Genomic DNA, 16,590 nt, shown 5'->3' on the forward strand with positions numbered 1-16,590 from the left:
GATCCCGCAACTTCAGGGGGCAGACGTTTGCAGGTCGCCGGCTTGAGGGCAGTCTGGGAGCATGACCGGCCAGGCCGACGTCAAATGGATCTGGATGGCCGTGGCACTCGTCGTCGTCGCGGTGCCGGTTCTCACGGTGCTCTTCAACCGGGAGATCCGCATCCTGCAGCAGCGGCTCTCCCGGTTGGCGGACGAGCCGCCGAAGACGCCTGTCCAGCCCGACGACCGGCTCCTCGACGTCCTCCGCGCGCTGAGCGCCATGCGTCCGGCCGAGCCCGAGTTCACCGAGGTCTACCGCCTGGCGCCGCCCGTTCCCGCCGGCCCCGAGGCGACCGAGCGGTACGCCGTCAACATCGACCTGGTCTGGATTCCCGATCCCCGGCTCGCCGACCCGCACGGGCGGCTGTTGCTGCGACGCACCGTCCACCCGCGCTGGCCGGCGCTCGACGGCGCACCCGTGTCCGGGTTCTGGATCAGCGACCCGCTTTCGGAGGACGCGCTGCTCACGGCCCGGCCGTCCACGGCCGACGGCGCCTGGGAGCGGATCGTGCTCGGGCGGCCCGTGCCCGCCGTCCACACGCCCGTCCCCCTGCACCCGCCCACGGACGGTGACCGGCGCGAACTGCGTGCCCTGCTCGGCCGCCCGGCGCCGGAGGCGTCGCCCGAGCGGAAGACCCGGCCGCTGCTCGACCTCGACGCCACCGTGCGCGTCGCCGCCACCGGCACATACGTCGAGCGGGTGCGGCTCGGCTGGGCGGCGTCCGATGTATTCACCCTCGCGGTGCGACCGGTGCTCGACCCGGCGCTGGCCGCGCTCGCCAGGATCGCCGGGCATCCGGAGGCGCCGGTGCCGGCGGGCGGGCACGAGCGGTCGTCCCGGCGCAGCCACTGGTACCGCGAGGCGGAACTGACCCGGGCCGTGTTCGCCGACCTGGAACGGCGCGACGCCCTCGAGGAGCCCGCCGAGGTCACCGTCACGCGATACATCGGACGATTCAACGGCGTGCTGCCTGAGCGCGTCCCGGAGAATTGGCAGCCCGATTTCCTGGAGGTTCGCGCGGTCGGTGCGTTCGGCCGGTTCCTGGGCGGCCTGGTGGTGGTGCGGTCCGCGGGTGAGACGAACCTGCTGACCCGCGCCCGCGGCGGCGCGGCGCTCCTGCGCGACCCCGAGACCGCCCGCGCCCTGGCCGAGGCCACCGGCGGCGACCACGACGTCGTCACCCTTCAGGGTCTTCTCCGCGCGATCGCCGATGATCTTCCCACGGACTGGAAGGACGGCCGTGACCTGGATCTCGACCCCGTCGGCCCGGTGACCGCGGTGAAGATCGACGCCCGCTGACGGGGTGTGCCGTTGCGATCGGCTGGGTACCCTGCGTGGCACGACCAGCGTCGATGCCGACGGGAGCCGCGCCGATGAGTGACCGGGCCGCCCATGCCAGGGGACCGTCCAATATCAATCGGGCGGCCGCCGTGGCGGCGTCCGTCGTACTTGTCTTTCTCGTCCTCCTGCTCGCCGCCTACTGCGCCACCTCCGACGACGACAACCAGGGCGGCGGACCGGCGCCCGGCCCGACATCGTCGGGTTCGGGTTCGGCCGCGTCCGGCAGCTCCGGCGCGACGTCGCCGCCGGGCGGCGGCACGTCTACCCAGCGTGCGCCGGGTGCCGGCACCGGCACGCCGGCTCCCGGCGGCACCGGCACGGCCGCTCCCGGTAACCCCGGCGGCACCGGCACGGCGGCACCCGGTGGCGCCGGTACGACGGCGCCGGGCGGCGGCACCGGCACGGGCGCGGCTGCACCCGGCGGCAACGGCAACGGCGGCGGCACCGGCACCACCAGCCCGGGGGCCGGCTCCACCCCCAGCGGCGCCCCCCGCACCGGTGGCGGCAGCGGCGGTGGCGTCCGCAACCCGCTGCTGCTCGCGGGCGGCATCGTGCTCCTGCTGGCGGCGGCGGTCCTGCTGCTCGTCCGCGTCTGGCCGTCGGTCCCCCGCGGATGATCCTCGACCGGCGACGGCTTGCGCTCGACGCGCTGACCGTGCTGCTCGCCGCCGCCGGCGTCACCCTGGTGGTGATCGGCGGGGGTCCACCGGTGCGGCCCGAACGCGCCGATGTCGCAAGCGCCGGCGCGGCTCCCGCCGGCGCGCCCCCCGCCGGCACCGGCACGCCTTCCGCGGGCGCGCCGAATGCGGCCGGGGCCGGCACGCCGGCGGATTCCGCGCCGCCACCACCACCCGGGCCACCCGCACCCGCGGCCGCCGCGCCGGCCACCTCCGGCTTCGACGGGTTCGGACCCGCGCCGCTCGGCCGCTCCACGCCCGTCCGCCTGACGATCCCCGCCATCGGCGTCGACACGCCCCTGCTCGAACTCGGCCTCCACGCCGACGGCACCATCGAGACCCCGCCGGTCGCCGGCGGCGCGCCGGCCGGCTGGTACCGGAACCTCGCGTCGCCCGGCGAGGTGGGGCCGGCGGTGGTGCTCGGGCACGTCGACTCCGCCCGGGACGGCCCGGCCGTCTTCTTCCGGCTGCGCGAACTGCGGGCCGGTGACCGGGTCGCGGTCAAGCGGGCCGACGGCCGGACGGCGGTGTTCACGGTCGACCGGGTCGCCGAGTACGCGAAGGCGGCGTTCCCCACCGCCGAGGTCTACGGCAGCCTCGACCACTCCGGGCTGCGGCTGGTGACGTGCGGCGGCGAGTTCGACCGGTACCGCCGCGAGTACAAGGGCAACGTGATCGCGTTCGCCAGCCTCAGCTCCGTGGCGTGAGGGGCAGCCAGTCGAGAACGGTGCGGATCTCGTCGTCCCAGAACTGCCATTCGTGTTCGCCCGGCCGGAAGTCGACGGTGAGCGGCACGCCCGCCTTCTCCGCCGCCCCGACGAACCGTTGGTTGGCCGCGAACAGGTGATCCTCGGTGCCGCAGCTGACGTGCAGCGCCGGCAGGCTCGCCGGGTCGGCCGCCTCGACCAGCGCGAACAGGTCCTCGTCGGGGGCGATCGGGCCGCCGTGCACGCGCTCGAACAGCGCCGACCGGTCGGACCGCCGCGACAGGTCGACCACGTCGACCGCGCCCGACATGCTCGCCGCCGCCGCGAACCGCTCCGGCTGGCGCAGCGCCCACTTGAACGCGCCGTACCCGCCCATCGACAGGCCGGCCACGTACGTGTCCGCGCGCCGGGCCGACACCCGGAAGAACTCGCCGACCAGCGCCGGCAACTCGTCGCTGAGGAACGCCCAGAATCGGCCGCCGTGCCTCTCGTCGGTGTAGAAGCTGCGGTGCACGGCCGGCATCACGACCGCGAGGCCGAGCGGCGCCGCGTACCGCTCGATCGACGTGCGTCGCTGCCAGATGGTGTGGTCGTCGCTGAGACCGTGCAGCAGGTACAGCACCGGCGCGCCGTGCTCGCCGGCCGCCGCGCCCGTCATGCCGATCTGCGTCCGGGTCTGCTGCGGCAGGAGCACGGTCATCGACGTGCTGAGCTCGAGCGTCTCCGAGTAGAAGTCACAGTGGATCAGCGCCATGAAGGTCAGGCTATCCGCCGGCGCTTCAGGATCCGCGGAGCGCGCTGAACAGTTTGATCTTCGCACCCGTGCGCAGCACCGCGTTGCGGTACACCCGGCCGGCGAACCAGGCCAGCGCGGCGATCGTCAGCACCGTCAACCCGAGCGCCAGCGCGATCTCCCACGCCGGCGCCACGTTCAACGCGATCCGCATCGGCATGAGCATCGGCGCGAAGAACGGGATGACCGAGAGCAGCGCGATCAACTCGTTGTCGGGGTCGGCCGGCAGGATCGTGATGCCGGCGATGTACGGCAGCACGATCAGCATGATGGCCGGAGCGGTCGCGCCGCCGACGTCCTCCTGACGCGAGACCAGCGCGCCCAGCGACGCGAACACCAGCGCGTACATCAGGTAGCCGAGCAGGAACCAGACCACCGCCCACGCCGCCAGGCCGCTGGCGATCGACGACGGGAACGTGTACGCGTCGGTGAGGAACCCGGCCGCCACGCCGACGCCGACGGTCAGCACCATCTGCCCGAGCCCGACGACGCCGATGCCGAGCACCTTGCCGACCAGGAGCTGCCACGGCCGGATCGTGGTGAGCAGCAGTTCGACGATGCGGTTCGCCTTCTCCTCGACCACGCCCTGCGCGACGGTGGTGCCGTACATGAGGATCGCGATGTACACGAAGACGCCGACCATGATGCCGAGCAGGATGCGCGCGGCCTGGTGGTCGCGCGGCGGCTCCAGCGTCTGCACGTCGAACGCGGCCGCGGCGACCGCGGCGTTGACGGCGGCCGGATCCGCGCCCGCGCGCTGGATCTGGTCGTCGAGCGCGATCTGCCGGGCGAGCACGGTGAACACGGTGCGCAGGTCGTCCGGCAGGTCATCCTTGACGATCACCCGCTGGTCGAGGGGGCCGCCGGTGACCACCGCGTCGAGGTCGCCGTCGCGGACCAGCCGTTCGGCGTCCGCCTCGTCGACCCTGCTGGTGGTGACCTTCTCGCCGACCGCGGCGGCGATCGATTGGAACGGCGCCATGAGCGGTTCCGTCGACGGCGTGAAGCCGACCTTGCTGCTGCTGTCACTGCCACTGATCAGCTTCGCGACGACCACGAACGCCACCACCACGAGCACCATCGCGATGCTGGTGACCTTGAACGCCTTCGAGGCGACGCGGGTGCGGATCTCCCGCCCGGCCACCAGCCGCACAGCGGCCTGCGAACTCAGGGGACTCACGGGGACGCCTCACTCACCACGTCGCGGAACAGGTCGGTCAACGAGGGCCGCCGGTCACCGAAGCCACGCACCGGTCCGGCCGCCAGCGCGGCGCGCAGCACCGCCTGGTCGTCGGCGCCGTCGGTGAGTTCCAGCTCCGTACGGCCGTTGTCGGACGCGAGGACGCGCACCCCGGCGAGCCCGGCGGTCCACCGCGACGCGGGCTGCGCCCCCTCGACCACGAGCCGCCGCGGGCCGGCGGCCCGCAACTCGTCGACCCGGCCGACGACCACCATCCGTCCACTTCGGACGATCCCGACCCGGTCGCACAGCCGCTCCACGAGGTCGAGCTGGTGCGAGGAGAACACCACCGGTATCCCCTCGGTGGCCTTCTCCCGCAGCACCTCGCTCATCACGTCGACGGCCACCGGGTCGAGCCCGGAGAACGGCTCGTCGAGGACGAGGATGCGCGGGTCGTGCACGAGCGAGGCGGCGAGCTGGACCCGCTGCTGGTTGCCCAGGCTCAGCTTCTGCACCTCGTCGTCGCGGCGGGCGGTCACCCCGAGCCGGTCGAGCCACCGGTCGGTCGACGCCCGGGCGTCCGATGTGGACATGCCGTGCAGCCGGGCCAGGTAGACGAGCTGGTCGCGGACCTTCATGCGCGGGTACAGGCCGCGCTCCTCGGGCATGTACCCGATCTGGCGACGGGTGTCGAGCGTGAGCGGCCGGCCCTCCCAGTGCACCTCACCGGCGTCGGGTTCGAGCACCCCCAGCACGACCCGCATCGCGGTGGTCTTCCCGGCACCGTTGCTGCCGACGAACCCGAGAAGTTCGCCCGCGCGGACGTCGAACGTCATGTCGTCGAGGGCGACCACGTCGCCGAAGCGTTTCGACAGGTGTGAGATCTCGAGTGTGCCCATCACCGGACATTCAACCTTTTGTCCGGCGCCGACGCGTCGGCTTTGAGGAGGCGCGCCGCGTCGGCACTGAGGACGAGCCGCCTCACACCGGAGAACGAGGGACACCTTCCCTAACGGGCGACGGCGGCTGCCGCCGCCATAGTTCGCGGTCAGGGTTCCAGGGCTCCATGATCGAAAGCGGTGCGACGTTTCTGCTGTCCCGTGTCTGATTTGTCCGCGAAAACGTCGCACCGCTTTGGATCATGGACGCGGAACTCTGATCTCGAAGGCTGTCTGGCACCGCGCCCACCCGCCGCGACAAACGACGCTCGATCTACCGCCGCGGGAACCGGTAGGCGGCCGGCGAGCACGGGCGACGGCGGCCACAGGAGCTGTGGCCGCCGTCGCTCGGGGGCGGGGCGATGCTCAGACGACGGGATCGACCCAGATGTTGCGGTAGCGGACGTTGGCGCCCGCGTCACCGTGGTCCTGGAGGCGGATCGGGCCCACGGCCGGGCTCTCGGCCGCGCCGCCGCCGGTGGAGCCGTTGATCTCGACGTTGTTGTGCACGACGACGCCGTTCCAGGTCAGCGTCACGCGCGCGTTCTCGGTCTTCGTGGTGCCGTTGTACCGGGCGGCCCGGAACGTCAGCTCGTACGTCTGCCACGTCTCCGGTGCGGTGGCCCGGTTGCTGTCGGGCGCCCGCTTCTCGTAGAACGCGCCGCACTCGTTCGTCGCCGGTGCCTTGCCGAACGAGTCGAGCACCTGCAGTTCGTACCGGTCCTGAAGGTAGACGCCGCTGTTGCCGCGCGCCTGCCCGGTGACCTCCGGCGGGAGGTTCGGGATCCAGAACTCGACGTGCAGCGTGAAGTCGCCGAACGCCTGCTTCGACCGGATGTCGCCGCCGAGCACCTCGGCCGAGCCGCCGGACACCGGCCAGGTGGCCGCCGCGCCGTTGGTGTGCTCCCAGGCGTTCAGGTTCGTGCCGTCGAACAGCGTCACCCGGCCGGCGCCGCCGGTGCCCCACGCCTCGAACTCGTAGATGCGCGCGGCCCCGTCCGAACCGGACGACGAGATGTTCAGCCGCACGTATCTGGCCGAGACCGCGGTGAAGTCGTGCGTCGTGGTCGAGGCCGTGTTGCCGGTCACCGTCGCGACCGTGGTCCAGGTGGACGCGTTGGAGCTGACCTGCAGCGTGAAGTCCCGCGTGTTCCAGGCGGTGTTCTCGCCGCCCGCACCCGCGTGCTTCACCACGAAGCGGGAGACGTTCCGCGCCGCGCCGAGGTCGACCTGCAGCCACTTCGAGGCCCCGGTGGAGCACCACTTGTCGGTGTTGCCGCCGTTGACGGTGCCGTTGACCGCCTTCGCCGGTGCCTCGTTGGCGTTGCACGAGGAGTCGGCGGTGGCGACCCTGCCCAGCGCCAGGTTCGTGGTCTGCGGCGGCTGCGTACCGCCGCCGTACGCCTCGAACTCGTAGATGCGCGCGGCCGCGTTGCCGTTGCTCGTCGGCGTGGTGACGTTCAACCGCAGGTATCTGGCCGACACCGGCGTGATCGTGTGCGTGGTCGTCGACGCCGTGTTCGCCGTCACCGTGGCGACCGTGCTCCACGTCGTCCCGTTGGAACTGACCTGGAGGTTGAAGTCGCGCGTGTTCCAGGCGGCGTCCTCGCCGCCGGCACCGGCGTGCTTGACCACCAGCCGGTTCACGGTCTGCGCCGAGCCGAGGTCGACCTGCAGCCACTTCGTGGCGCCCAGCGAGCACCACTTGTCGCTGTTGCCCTGCGCGACGCTGCCGTTGACGGCCTTGGCCGGGCCCTCGGTGGCGCTGCACGACGAGTCGGCGGTGGCCGCCTTGCCGAGCGCGAGGTTGGTCTCGGCGACCTGGCCGGGGATCGCGTTGAGCGTGTACCACGCCTCGGTGCTCCACAGGGACTGGCCGGTCGACGAGGAGAACGGCTTCGGCGAGCGCACGTACACCACGCGGTCGGGCAGCAGGCCGGGGATCACCAGCGTCACCTTGCGGCCGTCGGCGGACACCGACGCCGACGAGACCGACAGCGTCTGCTCGTCGATCTTCGGTCCGCCGTACGCGGCGGTCGGCTGGTACCGCCACTGCGAGATCTTGTACTTCGACGCCAGCGCGGTGGCCGTCTCGGTCGAGAGCGGTTGGGTGTACTCGATCTCGAACCCGTTGGGCAGCGCGCGCATCGCGAGCATGTCGAACACCGCGGCGCCGTTCGGGGTGATCTTCTGGAGGCCGAACTTGAGCTTGCCCTCCTGGCCCCAGTTGCCGTCGGCGCCGAGGCCGCCGGCGTAGATCGCGCCGTCGGGACCCTGCATCAGTTCGGTGACGCCCGCCTCGAGGCCCTGCGTGAGCCGGAACAGCGCGCCCTGGTACTCGCCGTTGACCTTCTCCAGGTACCCGCGCTGGATCCCGCCGTACGTGACGTCGGAGATCAGCATCTGCCCGGCGTACGGGCCGTTCTGGACCCACAGCGGCGTGCTCGGCGAGTTGGCGATCTCGTTCTGCGGCATCCACAGCACCGGCTTGGTGACCGGCTGGTTGTCGAACGGGCCGGCCGGGTTCATGTAGTGGTTGAAGAAGCGGTTCTGCTTGATGTGCAACAGCTTCGACGACGGCAGCCAGCCACCCTGGTTGTCGGTGACGAAGATGCCGCCCTCCGGCCCGAAGCCGATGCCGTGCGGGGTCCGCAGGCCGCCGGCCATGTACTCGACCGCGCCGGTCGAGCGGTTGACGCGGATCGTGGTGCCGCGGTTCGGCGCCGGCTGCGGGTCGGTGGTGGCGCCGCCGTAGTTGATGGAGACGGAGAGGTTCAGGTAGAAGAACCCGCTCTGGTACAGCAGCCCGAACGCGAACTCGTGGAAGTTGCCGCCGAACGGCCACGTCGCCACCTGGCGGTAGACGTCGGCGACGCCGTCGCCGTTGGTGTCCGTCAGTTCGGTCAGCCGCTGCTTCTCGGAGACGTAGATGATCCCGTCGACGATCTTGATGCCCATCGGTTCCTTGAGACCCGACGCGAAGCGGGTGCGCGTCACCTGGGCCGGGCTGGTGGCGCCGGTGACGTTGCCGAGAATCCAGACCTCGCCGAGCAGGTTGTCGGTGCCGCCCCACGTGGTGATGGCCAGGCGCCCGTCGGCGAAGAAGTCCATGCCGGTGACCTGCGGCTCGAAGCCGCTGGGCCGCAGGTTGGTCAGCGTGTAGCCGGGGTGCACCGAGGTGAGCGGCAGCCCGTCACCCGGCGAGTCACCGCTCGCCTCGCACTCCTTGCGTCCGGGCGCGGTGACGCGCACGACGCCCGCGTCGGTGCTGAGCACCGAGTTCGGCACGGTGACGAACCCGCTGGCCCCCGGCGGCTGCCACTGCAGGGTCACCTGCTGGTCGACGGTCGCGTCGAAGTGGTCGATGCGCAGCGAGTGGTAGCCGGTGGTGAGGGCGACCGCGCCGTCCTTGGCGGTGACGCCGTGCAGGCCGTCGTGGTCGATCACGGTCGCGCCGTCGATGATCAGGCGGGACCCGTCGTCGCTGAGCAGCCGGAACGTGTGGGTGCCGGCCGTGGCGATGTTGATGTTGCCCAGCAGTTGCGACACGAAGTTGTCGGCGATCCCGAAGTCGGTGACGTCCGCCAGCGGCACGAGCCGGTCGATGTTGGGGGTCTGACCGGGCTTCAGCGTGCAGAGCTTGGTGAGCGAGGTCTGCACATCGAAGACGCGCAGGGTCAGGCCCGGCTCCTGCGGCGGTGGGGCGGCGGCGAGGGCAGGTGGCGCCTGCGCGGTGACGGCGAGAAGGAAGGCTGCCGCTGCGAGCGCACGGCGATACCAGCGTCGGTGCATGAAGGCTCCTGAGCGTCGTGATGGTGGGCGGTTCCATACACAAACGCGACGTGCCGATGCCTGAAGCATCGGCGACGACTTCGCCGATAAGCCGGTCGCTGCGGGTCAGCGTAGGAGGCGCCGAACCGCGTGTCCAGGACTTCCATCGAAGATCTACGAACTTTTGTCGGTCTATATCGAAAGTTGGCCACTCATCACTCTTTTCTTTCCGCCCGACCCTGAGATAGCGTTCGGTCCCGCCCAGTGAAAGGCACGACATGCGAACGGGCATCTGGCTGATCGGAGCGCGCGGGTCGGTGGCGGTCACCGCCACGGTCGGTGCCCTCGCACTGCGGGCGCGACTCGTCGAGCCGACCGGATGCGTCACCGAGTCACCCGCGCTGGCACCCCTGTTGGCAGCGGCCGGGCTGGCCGGCTGGTCCGATCTGGTGATCGGCGGCCACGACGTCGTCCCCACCCCGGTCCTCAAGAAGGCCGAGGCGCTCGGCGCGGCCGGCGTGGTGCCGGCCCGGCTGGTGGCCGCGCTCGCCGCCGAACTCACGGCGCACGAGGACGATCTCCGCGCGCTGCCGGCCGGGGCCGCCCAGGCGGACACGGCCGGCCTGATCGCCGCCGACGTCACCGCGTTCCGCGAGCGGCACGCGCTCGACAGCGTGGCGGTCATCAACGTGTCCACCACCGAGCCCGCGCCGCCCCCGCACCCCGCCCACGCCGACCTGGCGTCGTTGCGGTCCGCGCTCATACGCGAACCGGTGCTCCCGCCCAGCGCGCTCGCCGCGTACGCCGCGTTCTCGGCGGGCTGCGGCTACGTCGACTTCACGCCGTCCACCGGCGCGCGGCTGCCGGCGCTGCACGAACTCGCGCTGGCGAACGGCGTCCCCTACGCCGGCAACGACGGCAAGACCGGCGAGACGCTCGTCAAGTCGGTGCTGGCGCCGATGTTCGCGCTGCGGAACCTGCGCGTGAACACCTGGAGCGGCATCAACCTGCTCGGCGGCGGCGACGGCGCCAACCTCGCCGATCCGGCCGCCAACGCGGCGAAGGTGGCCAGCAAGCAGCGCGTGCTCAGCGACGTGCTCGGCTACCAGCCGCAGGGCACCAGCCGCATCGACTACGTCGAGGACATCGGCGACTTCAAGACCGCGTGGGACCTCATCACGTTCTCCGGCTTCCTGGGCACCGGCATGCGCGTCGAATTCACCTGGCACGGCTGCGATTCCGCGCTCGCGGCGCCGCTGGTGCTCGACCTCGGCCGGCTCACCGCCGCCGCGCAGCTGGCCGGGCGCGCCGGTCCGCTGCCGGAGTTGGCGTTCTTCTTCAAGGATCCGCTCGGCTCCTCCTCCGCCGGGCTGACCGAGCAGTGGACGACCCTCGTCGACTTCGCCCGGGGACTGTCCACATGAGACCCGGCGCGCTGGCCGAACTCGTCCGCGCCCCCGCCGCCCTCTCGGTGCCCGGCGACGTCGTGGCCGGTGCGGCCGCCGCCGGCGTTCTCGACCGCCGCACCGCCGGCCTCGCGTGCGCCTCGGTCTGCCTGTACTGGGCCGGAATGGCCGCCAACGACTGGGCCGACCGCGACCTCGACGCGACCGAGCGCCCCGACCGGCCGATCCCGTCCGGCCGCGTTTCGGCGCCCGCCGCGCTCGGTGTGGCCGCCGGACTGACCGCCGCCGGGATCGCGATCGCCGGTGCGACCGGTGGCCGGCGCGCGTTGTCGGTGGCCGGCCCGCTCGCCGCGGCGGTGTGGGCGTACGACCTGAAGGCCAAGAACACCAACGCCGGTCCGCTCGCGATGGCCGCCTGCCGGGCGCTCGACGTGCTCCTCGGTGCGAGCACCGGGCGGGTCGCGCGCGCGGTTCCGGCGGCGCTGGCGGTGGGCGTCCACACGTACACGGTCACCGCGTTGTCGCGCGGCGAGGTCGGTGGCACGAGGCCGCGCGTCGCCGCCGCGACGTTGGTCACGACCGCCGCGGTGGCCGGCGCGGTCGCGGCCGTTCCGGGCCACATCCCTTATCTGAGACGCGCACAGCCCCCTCCGGGTACGACGACCGCGACGGTCCTCGTGGCGGATTACGCCCGGCAGTACGGCGTCGCACAGGCACGCGTGCTCACCGACCCGGCGGCGCCTACGGTCCGGGCCGCCGTCGGCGCCGGGATCACCGCGCTGCCCGCCCTCCAGGGCGCGCTGACCGCCCGCGCCGGCGCACCGCTCGCCGGCGTGCTCGTGGCCGCCGCCGCACCGATCGGCCGCGCACTCGCCCGCTGGATCTCGCCGACATGAGCACGCGCGCCCCCGGCCTACGGTTCGGCTACGGGACCAACGGGTTCGCCAACCACCGGCTGGCCGACGCGATCACGGTCATCGCCGACCTCGGCTACACGGGCGTCGCGCTGACCCTCGACCACGACCACCTCGACCCGTTCTCCCCCGGCCTGGCCCGCGAGATCGCCCGCACCGCCGACCTCCTGCGCGACCGGAACCTCGGCGTGGTCGTCGAGACCGGGGCCCGGTACCTGCTCGACCCGTGGCGCAAGCACGCACCGACGTTCCTGCACGACGACCGCGCCGTGCGGATCGACTTCCTGCGCCGCGCGGTGGCGATCGGCGCCGACCTCGGTGCCGAGGCCGTCTCGTGCTGGGCCGGGGTGCGACCGTCCGATGTGGACGCCGACACGGCGTGGAAGCGGCTCGTCGACGGCGTCGCCGAGGTTGTCGACGCGGCGGCCGGCGCAGGCGTGCCGATCGGGTTCGAACCGGAGCCCGGCATGCTGGTCGAGGACATCGCCGGCTGGCGGCGGCTGCGCGCGGACCTCGGCGCGCCACCGGCGTTCGGGCTGACCCTCGACATCGGACACTGCCGGTGCCTGGAGCCGATCGGTGTTCCCGAGTGCGTGGCAGACGTGGCGGAGCATCTGGTGAACGTCCAGATCGACGACATGGTGCGGGGTGTGCACGAGCACCTGGAGTTCGGCAGCGGCGAGATCGACTTCCCGCCGGTGCTGCGTGCCCTGCGCGAGGGCGGGTACCGCGGCCTGGTCGCGGTGGAACTCCCCCGGCACTCGCACGCCGCACCGGAGGTCGCGCGCCGGTCGCTGGAGTTCCTGAGACAAGCAGGAGGTGCGCATGACGCTTGACGACCTGCGGGCCACGCTCTCGGGCGTCCCCAACTATTCCTGGCTCACCGGCGCGGAGGCGAGCGTCCGCGCGGACCCCGACACCATCGGACGCTTCTTCGCCCAGGCCGACCGCCGGCTCGGCCGCGAGCCGTTACCCGGGTGTCCACAATGGACCGGTGGCCGGGCCGGACGCGCGCTGCTGCTCGCCGCGCTCACCGGCACGCCCGACAAGGTCGAGCGGATCGTCGCCGTGTACCAGCAGGGTGACGCCGCCGAGCGGCTCGCGGTCCTGCTGGCCCTGCCGCTGCTGCCGATCGGCGCGGCCGCCGCGCCCGTGCTGCACGACGCGTTGCGCACCAACGACACCCGGCTCGTGGCCGCCGCCCTCGGCCCCTACGCCACGCACCTCGACGTCGCGACCTGGCGGCAGGGTGTGATCAAGTGCGTGTTCATGGGCGTCCCGCTGTCCCATGTGGACGCCCTCGACGAACGCGCCGACGGCGAACTCGCGGCGATGCTCGCGGCGCTCGCGGAGGAGCGCCTCGCCGCCGGACGCACCATGCCGGCCGACGCGGTGGCGCTGCTCGACCGGCTCGCACTGCAAAAGGAGCGGTGATGCGCATCTTCGACCCCCACATCCACATGACCTCCCGCACCACCGACGACTACCGCCGGATGGCCGACGCCGGCGTGCGCGCGGTCGTCGAGCCGGCGTTCTGGCTCGGCCAGCCGCGCACCAACACCGGCTCGTTCGTCGACTACTTCGACTCGCTGATCGGCTGGGAGCCGTACCGGGCGTCGCAGTTCGGCATCCGCCACCACGCGACGATCGCGCTGAACCCCAAGGAGGCCAACGATCCGCGGTGCCTCGGCGTGCTCGACCTGATGCCGCGCTACCTGGAGAAGGACGGTGTGGTCGCGGTCGGCGAGATCGGCTACGACTCGATGACGCCGGCCGAGGACAAGGCGCTGGCCACCCAGCTGGCGATGGCGCTCGGGTCGGAACTGCCGGTGCTCGTGCACACCCCGCACCGCGACAAGGCCGCCGGCACCCGGCGGACGCTCGACGTCGTCGACGAGTCCACGATGGACACCGGCATGGTGCTGATCGACCACCTCAACGAGGTCACCGTGCCGCTGGTGCGCGACACCGGGTGCTGGATGGGCTTCTCGATCTACCCCGAGACCAAGATGTCGCCGCCGCGCATGGTGCAGATCCTCAAGGAGCACGGCCTGGAGCGGATGCTGGTGAACTCCGCGGCCGACTGGGGCCACTCCGACCCGCTACTCACCGTCGAGACCGCGAAGGCGATGCTGGCCGCCGGGTTCAGCGAGGACGACGTCGACCGCGTGCTGTGGCGCAACCCGGTCGAGTTCTACGGCCAGTCGGGGCGGCTCGACCTCTCCGACATCGAGGCACCGGCGGCGACGTTCGCGGGCAGCTCCATCGCCCGCGGCGGCGGCTGATGCGCCTGCACCACCGCGACGGCACCGTGGTGCACCTGTCCTACTGCACCAACGTGCACGCCGCGGAGGATCTCGCCGGCATCGTCGCCCAGCTCGACACGTACGCGCTACCGGTGCGGCTGCGGTTGGGCAGCGCGGTGCTCGGGCTCGGGCTGTGGCTCGCGGCACCGGTCGCGGCGGAACTCGCGGCCGATCCGGCCGCCCGCCGGTGGTTGCGGACCGCGCTCGACGAGCGCGGCCTGGAAGTGGTGACGCTCAATGGATTCCCCTACGCCGCGTTCCAGGACCCGGTGGTCAAGTACGCGGTGTACCGGCCCGACTGGACCGAGCCGCAGCGGCTGCGGTACACGGTGAACCTGGCGACGGTCCTGGCCGACCTGTTGCCGGCCGACGCCGCCCGCGGCTCGATCTCGACGCTGCCGCTGGCCTGGCGGCAGCCGTGGTCACCGGAGCGCTCCGACGCCTGCCGACGGTCCCTCGGCATGCTGGCCCGCGAACTGGCCGCGCTGGAGAGCCGCACCGGCCGGCTCATCCGGATCGCGGTCGAGCCCGAACCCGGCTGCGTCGTGGAGAGCACGGCGCAGGCCGTCACCGAACTGTCCGATGTGGACACCCGGTACATCGGTGTCTGTCTGGACCTCGCGCACCTGGCGTGCGCGTGGGAGGAACCGGCGGCCGCGCTGGGCCGGCTGCGCGCCGCCGGGCTTCCCGTCGTGAAGACCCAGGTGTCGGCGGCGCTGGAGAGCACCGACCCGGCGGGCGACCTCGACGCGCTGCGCGGCTACGTCGAACCGCGGTTCCTGCACCAGACCCGCGGCTGGGACGGGCTGTCGACCGACGACCTGCCGGAAGCACTGGGTGAGGCGGCGCGATCGCCGTGGCGGGTGCACTACCACGTCCCCCTGCACGCCGATCCCGTGCCGCCGCTGCGGGCGACCACCGGCGTCCTCACGGAGGCGTTGGAGGAACTGGTCGGCGGCTCCGTGGCCGGCTGCGACCACCTCGACGTCGAGACCTACACCTGGCACGTGCTGCCACCCGGCTCGCGCCCGGAGACGCCGGCCCAACTGGCCGCCGGGATCGCCGCCGAACTGGCGTGGGCCCGCGACCGCCTCACCGACCTCGACCTGAAGGAGCTGCCGTCGTGACGCCCGTGCTCGTACTGGACGTGGTCGGCCTGACGCCGAAACTGCTGGAACACATGCCGCGGCTGCGGAAACTGGCCGACGGCGGGTGGCAGGCTCCACTGGGGACGGTGCTGCCCGCCGTCACCTGCTCGGTGCAGTCGACGTTCCTCACCGGCGCGCTGCCCGCCGAACACGGGATCGTCGGCAACGGCTGGTACTTCCGGGACCTCGGCGAGGTCTTCCTGTGGCGCCAGCACAACGGGCTCGTCGGCGGCGAGAAGCTGTGGCACGCGGCGCGCAGGCGGAAGCCCGACTTCACCGTCGCCAACGTGTGCTGGTGGTACGCGATGGGCGCCGACGTCAACTGGACCGTGACGCCGCGTCCCGTCTACCACGCCGACGGGCGCAAGGATCCCGACTGCTACACGGATCCACCGTCGCTCCACGACGACCTGACGGACGCCCTGGGCACGTTCCCGTTGTTCAGTTACTGGGGCGCGGGCGCCGGCATCGCGTCGTCCGATTGGATCGTGAAGGCGGCCCGGCGCATCCGCGACACGCACAACCCCGACCTGACGCTGGTCTATGTCCCGCACCTCGACTACGACCTGCAGCGGTTCGGCCCCGACTCCCCCGCCGCGGCGAAGGCGGCCGGCGATCTCGACGAGACGCTGACGCCGCTGCTCGATTCGGCCACGGACGCGACGGTCGTGGTGCTGTCGGAGTACGGCATCACGCCGGTGTCGCGGCCGGTCGACATCAACCGGGCGCTGCGCGCCGAGGGGCTGCTGACCGTCTACACCCAGGCCGGAATGGAGTACCTGGACCCGTGGACGTCGCGCGCGTTCGCCGTCGCCGACCACCAGATCGCGCACGTGTACGTGAAGGATCCGGCCGACGTCCCCGCCGTGGCCAAGCTGTGCGCGGGCGTGGCGGGCGTCGCGGAAGTACTGGACGCGGACGGAAAGGCGGCGCACGGCCTCGACCACGAACGGTCCGGCGAGCTGGTGCTGGTGGCCGAGCCCGACGCGTGGTTCACGTACTACTACTGGCTCGACGACGACCGCGCGCCCGACTTCGCGAAGCTGGTGGAGATCCACCGCAAGCCCGGCTACGACCCGGCCGAGCTGTTCTTCGACCCGGCGAACCCGGGCGCGGCGAAGGCCCGCGCGGCGAAGGCGTTGCTCCGCAAGAAGATCGGCATGCGCTACCTGATGTCGGTGGTCGGTCTCGACGCGGGCGCCCGTGCGGTCCGCGGGTCGCACGGCCGCCTACCCGACGACCCGCGGGACGCGCCGGTCATCATCTGCTCCGATCCAGCGAACCCGCGCGGGTCGGTGGCCGCGACCGAGGTGAAGGATCTCCTCCTGGGTCTCATCTGAAACTACACCTGTTGTTAACAGGACTACAA

General features: G+C 72.2%; 14 protein-coding genes. 10 read left to right on the forward strand and 4 right to left on the reverse strand.

Translation table 11 applies throughout. From position 1 onward, the window contains the following. Nucleotides 1-61: 61 nt before the first annotated feature. The 3 genes from Vau01_RS14560 (at nt 62) to Vau01_RS14570 (ending at nt 2,765) form a co-directional block, all read left to right on the forward strand. Nucleotides 62-1,339 carry a hypothetical protein gene (locus Vau01_RS14560; protein WP_203992188.1) on the forward strand — a complete coding sequence of 426 codons (1,278 nt, stop codon included), beginning with the start codon at nt 62-64 and terminating at the stop codon, nt 1,337-1,339. 74 nt (nt 1,340-1,413) lie between these two features. Next, nucleotides 1,414-1,998 carry a hypothetical protein gene (locus Vau01_RS14565; RefSeq protein WP_203992191.1) on the forward strand — a complete coding sequence of 195 codons (585 nt, stop codon included), beginning with the start codon at nt 1,414-1,416 and terminating at the stop codon, nt 1,996-1,998. Further along, entirely contained in the window at nt 1,995-2,765 is a 771-nt protein-coding gene (locus Vau01_RS14570) for a class F sortase (RefSeq protein WP_203992194.1), read from the forward strand. The genes Vau01_RS14565 and Vau01_RS14570 overlap by 4 nt, the downstream gene beginning before the upstream one ends. Here the strand turns inward: Vau01_RS14570 and Vau01_RS14575 are convergent. The 4 genes from Vau01_RS14575 to Vau01_RS14590 form a co-directional block, all read right to left on the reverse strand. After that, on the reverse strand, nt 2,749-3,519 hold the full coding sequence (locus Vau01_RS14575; RefSeq protein WP_203992197.1) for an alpha/beta hydrolase: 771 nt from the start codon (nt 3,517-3,519) through the stop codon (nt 2,749-2,751). The two genes, Vau01_RS14570 and Vau01_RS14575, sit on opposite strands and share 17 nt — an antisense overlap. Nucleotides 3,520-3,544: 25 nt before the next feature. Beyond that, complete coding sequence (locus Vau01_RS14580) at nt 3,545-4,738, reverse strand: ABC transporter permease (RefSeq protein WP_203992200.1); 1,194 nt, start codon at nt 4,736-4,738, stop codon at nt 3,545-3,547. Further along, the gene (locus Vau01_RS14585; protein WP_203992213.1) at nt 4,735-5,637 is read right to left on the reverse strand and encodes an ABC transporter ATP-binding protein; all 903 of its coding nucleotides are present in this window, start codon (nt 5,635-5,637) and stop codon (nt 4,735-4,737) included. The genes Vau01_RS14580 and Vau01_RS14585 overlap by 4 nt, the downstream gene beginning before the upstream one ends. A 405-nt stretch (nt 5,638-6,042) precedes the next feature. Beyond that, entirely contained in the window at nt 6,043-9,468 is a 3,426-nt protein-coding gene (locus Vau01_RS14590; protein WP_203992215.1) for a galactose-binding domain-containing protein, read from the reverse strand. Between the two features lie 257 nt (nt 9,469-9,725). Between Vau01_RS14590 and Vau01_RS14595 the strand changes: the two genes are divergently transcribed. The 7 genes from Vau01_RS14595 to Vau01_RS14625 are packed head-to-tail and all read left to right on the forward strand — an operon-like array spanning nt 9,726 to nt 16,561. Next, the gene (locus Vau01_RS14595) at nt 9,726-10,871 is read left to right on the forward strand and encodes an inositol-3-phosphate synthase (protein WP_203992217.1); all 1,146 of its coding nucleotides are present in this window, start codon (nt 9,726-9,728) and stop codon (nt 10,869-10,871) included. After that, the gene (locus tag Vau01_RS14600; protein ID WP_203992219.1) at nt 10,868-11,749 is read left to right on the forward strand and encodes an SCO3242 family prenyltransferase; all 882 of its coding nucleotides are present in this window, start codon (nt 10,868-10,870) and stop codon (nt 11,747-11,749) included. Before Vau01_RS14595 ends, Vau01_RS14600 begins: the two co-directional genes overlap by 4 nt. Then, nucleotides 11,746-12,603, forward strand: a complete 858-nt coding sequence (locus tag Vau01_RS14605) for a sugar phosphate isomerase/epimerase family protein (RefSeq protein WP_203992221.1) — start codon at nt 11,746-11,748, stop codon at nt 12,601-12,603. Before Vau01_RS14600 ends, Vau01_RS14605 begins: the two co-directional genes overlap by 4 nt. Continuing rightward, a complete protein-coding gene (locus Vau01_RS14610; protein ID WP_203992223.1) occupies nt 12,593-13,201 on the forward strand; it encodes an EboA domain-containing protein in 609 nt (202 codons plus the stop codon). The genes Vau01_RS14605 and Vau01_RS14610 overlap by 11 nt, the downstream gene beginning before the upstream one ends. Next, nucleotides 13,201-14,052, forward strand: coding sequence for a TatD family hydrolase (locus Vau01_RS14615; RefSeq protein WP_203992226.1), 852 nt, complete (start codon nt 13,201-13,203; stop codon nt 14,050-14,052). The genes Vau01_RS14610 and Vau01_RS14615 overlap by 1 nt, the downstream gene beginning before the upstream one ends. Continuing rightward, the gene (gene eboE, locus Vau01_RS14620; RefSeq protein ID WP_203992228.1) at nt 14,052-15,200 is read left to right on the forward strand and encodes a metabolite traffic protein EboE; all 1,149 of its coding nucleotides are present in this window, start codon (nt 14,052-14,054) and stop codon (nt 15,198-15,200) included. Before Vau01_RS14615 ends, eboE begins: the two co-directional genes overlap by 1 nt. Then, on the forward strand, nt 15,197-16,561 hold the full coding sequence (locus tag Vau01_RS14625) for an alkaline phosphatase family protein (protein WP_203992230.1): 1,365 nt from the start codon (nt 15,197-15,199) through the stop codon (nt 16,559-16,561). The genes eboE and Vau01_RS14625 overlap by 4 nt, the downstream gene beginning before the upstream one ends. Nucleotides 16,562-16,590: the final 29 nt, after the last annotated feature.

Source organism: Virgisporangium aurantiacum (assembly GCF_016863635.1).
Lineage (GTDB): Bacteria > Actinomycetota > Actinomycetes > Mycobacteriales > Micromonosporaceae > Virgisporangium > Virgisporangium aurantiacum.

Excerpts from the sequence above, each read along its gene's own strand:
- Vau01_RS14585 (WP_203992213.1), bottom strand. The coding sequence starts at position 5,637 with ATGGGCACACTCGAGATCTCACACCTGTCGAAACGCTTCGGCGACGTG.
- Vau01_RS14560 (WP_203992188.1), top strand. The coding sequence starts at position 62 with ATGACCGGCCAGGCCGACGTCAAATGGATCTGGATGGCCGTGGCACTC.
- eboE (WP_203992228.1), top strand. The coding sequence starts at position 14,052 with ATGCGCCTGCACCACCGCGACGGCACCGTGGTGCACCTGTCCTACTGC.
- Vau01_RS14575 (WP_203992197.1), bottom strand. The coding sequence starts at position 3,519 with ATGGCGCTGATCCACTGTGACTTCTACTCGGAGACGCTCGAGCTCAGC.
- Vau01_RS14600 (WP_203992219.1), top strand. The coding sequence starts at position 10,868 with ATGAGACCCGGCGCGCTGGCCGAACTCGTCCGCGCCCCCGCCGCCCTC.
- Vau01_RS14595 (WP_203992217.1), top strand. The coding sequence starts at position 9,726 with ATGCGAACGGGCATCTGGCTGATCGGAGCGCGCGGGTCGGTGGCGGTC.
- Vau01_RS14615 (WP_203992226.1), top strand. The coding sequence starts at position 13,201 with ATGCGCATCTTCGACCCCCACATCCACATGACCTCCCGCACCACCGAC.
- Vau01_RS14610 (WP_203992223.1), top strand. The coding sequence starts at position 12,593 with ATGACGCTTGACGACCTGCGGGCCACGCTCTCGGGCGTCCCCAACTAT.
- Vau01_RS14570 (WP_203992194.1), top strand. The coding sequence starts at position 1,995 with ATGATCCTCGACCGGCGACGGCTTGCGCTCGACGCGCTGACCGTGCTG.
- Vau01_RS14605 (WP_203992221.1), top strand. The coding sequence starts at position 11,746 with ATGAGCACGCGCGCCCCCGGCCTACGGTTCGGCTACGGGACCAACGGG.
- Vau01_RS14590 (WP_203992215.1), bottom strand. The coding sequence starts at position 9,468 with ATGCACCGACGCTGGTATCGCCGTGCGCTCGCAGCGGCAGCCTTCCTT.
- Vau01_RS14565 (WP_203992191.1), top strand. The coding sequence starts at position 1,414 with ATGAGTGACCGGGCCGCCCATGCCAGGGGACCGTCCAATATCAATCGG.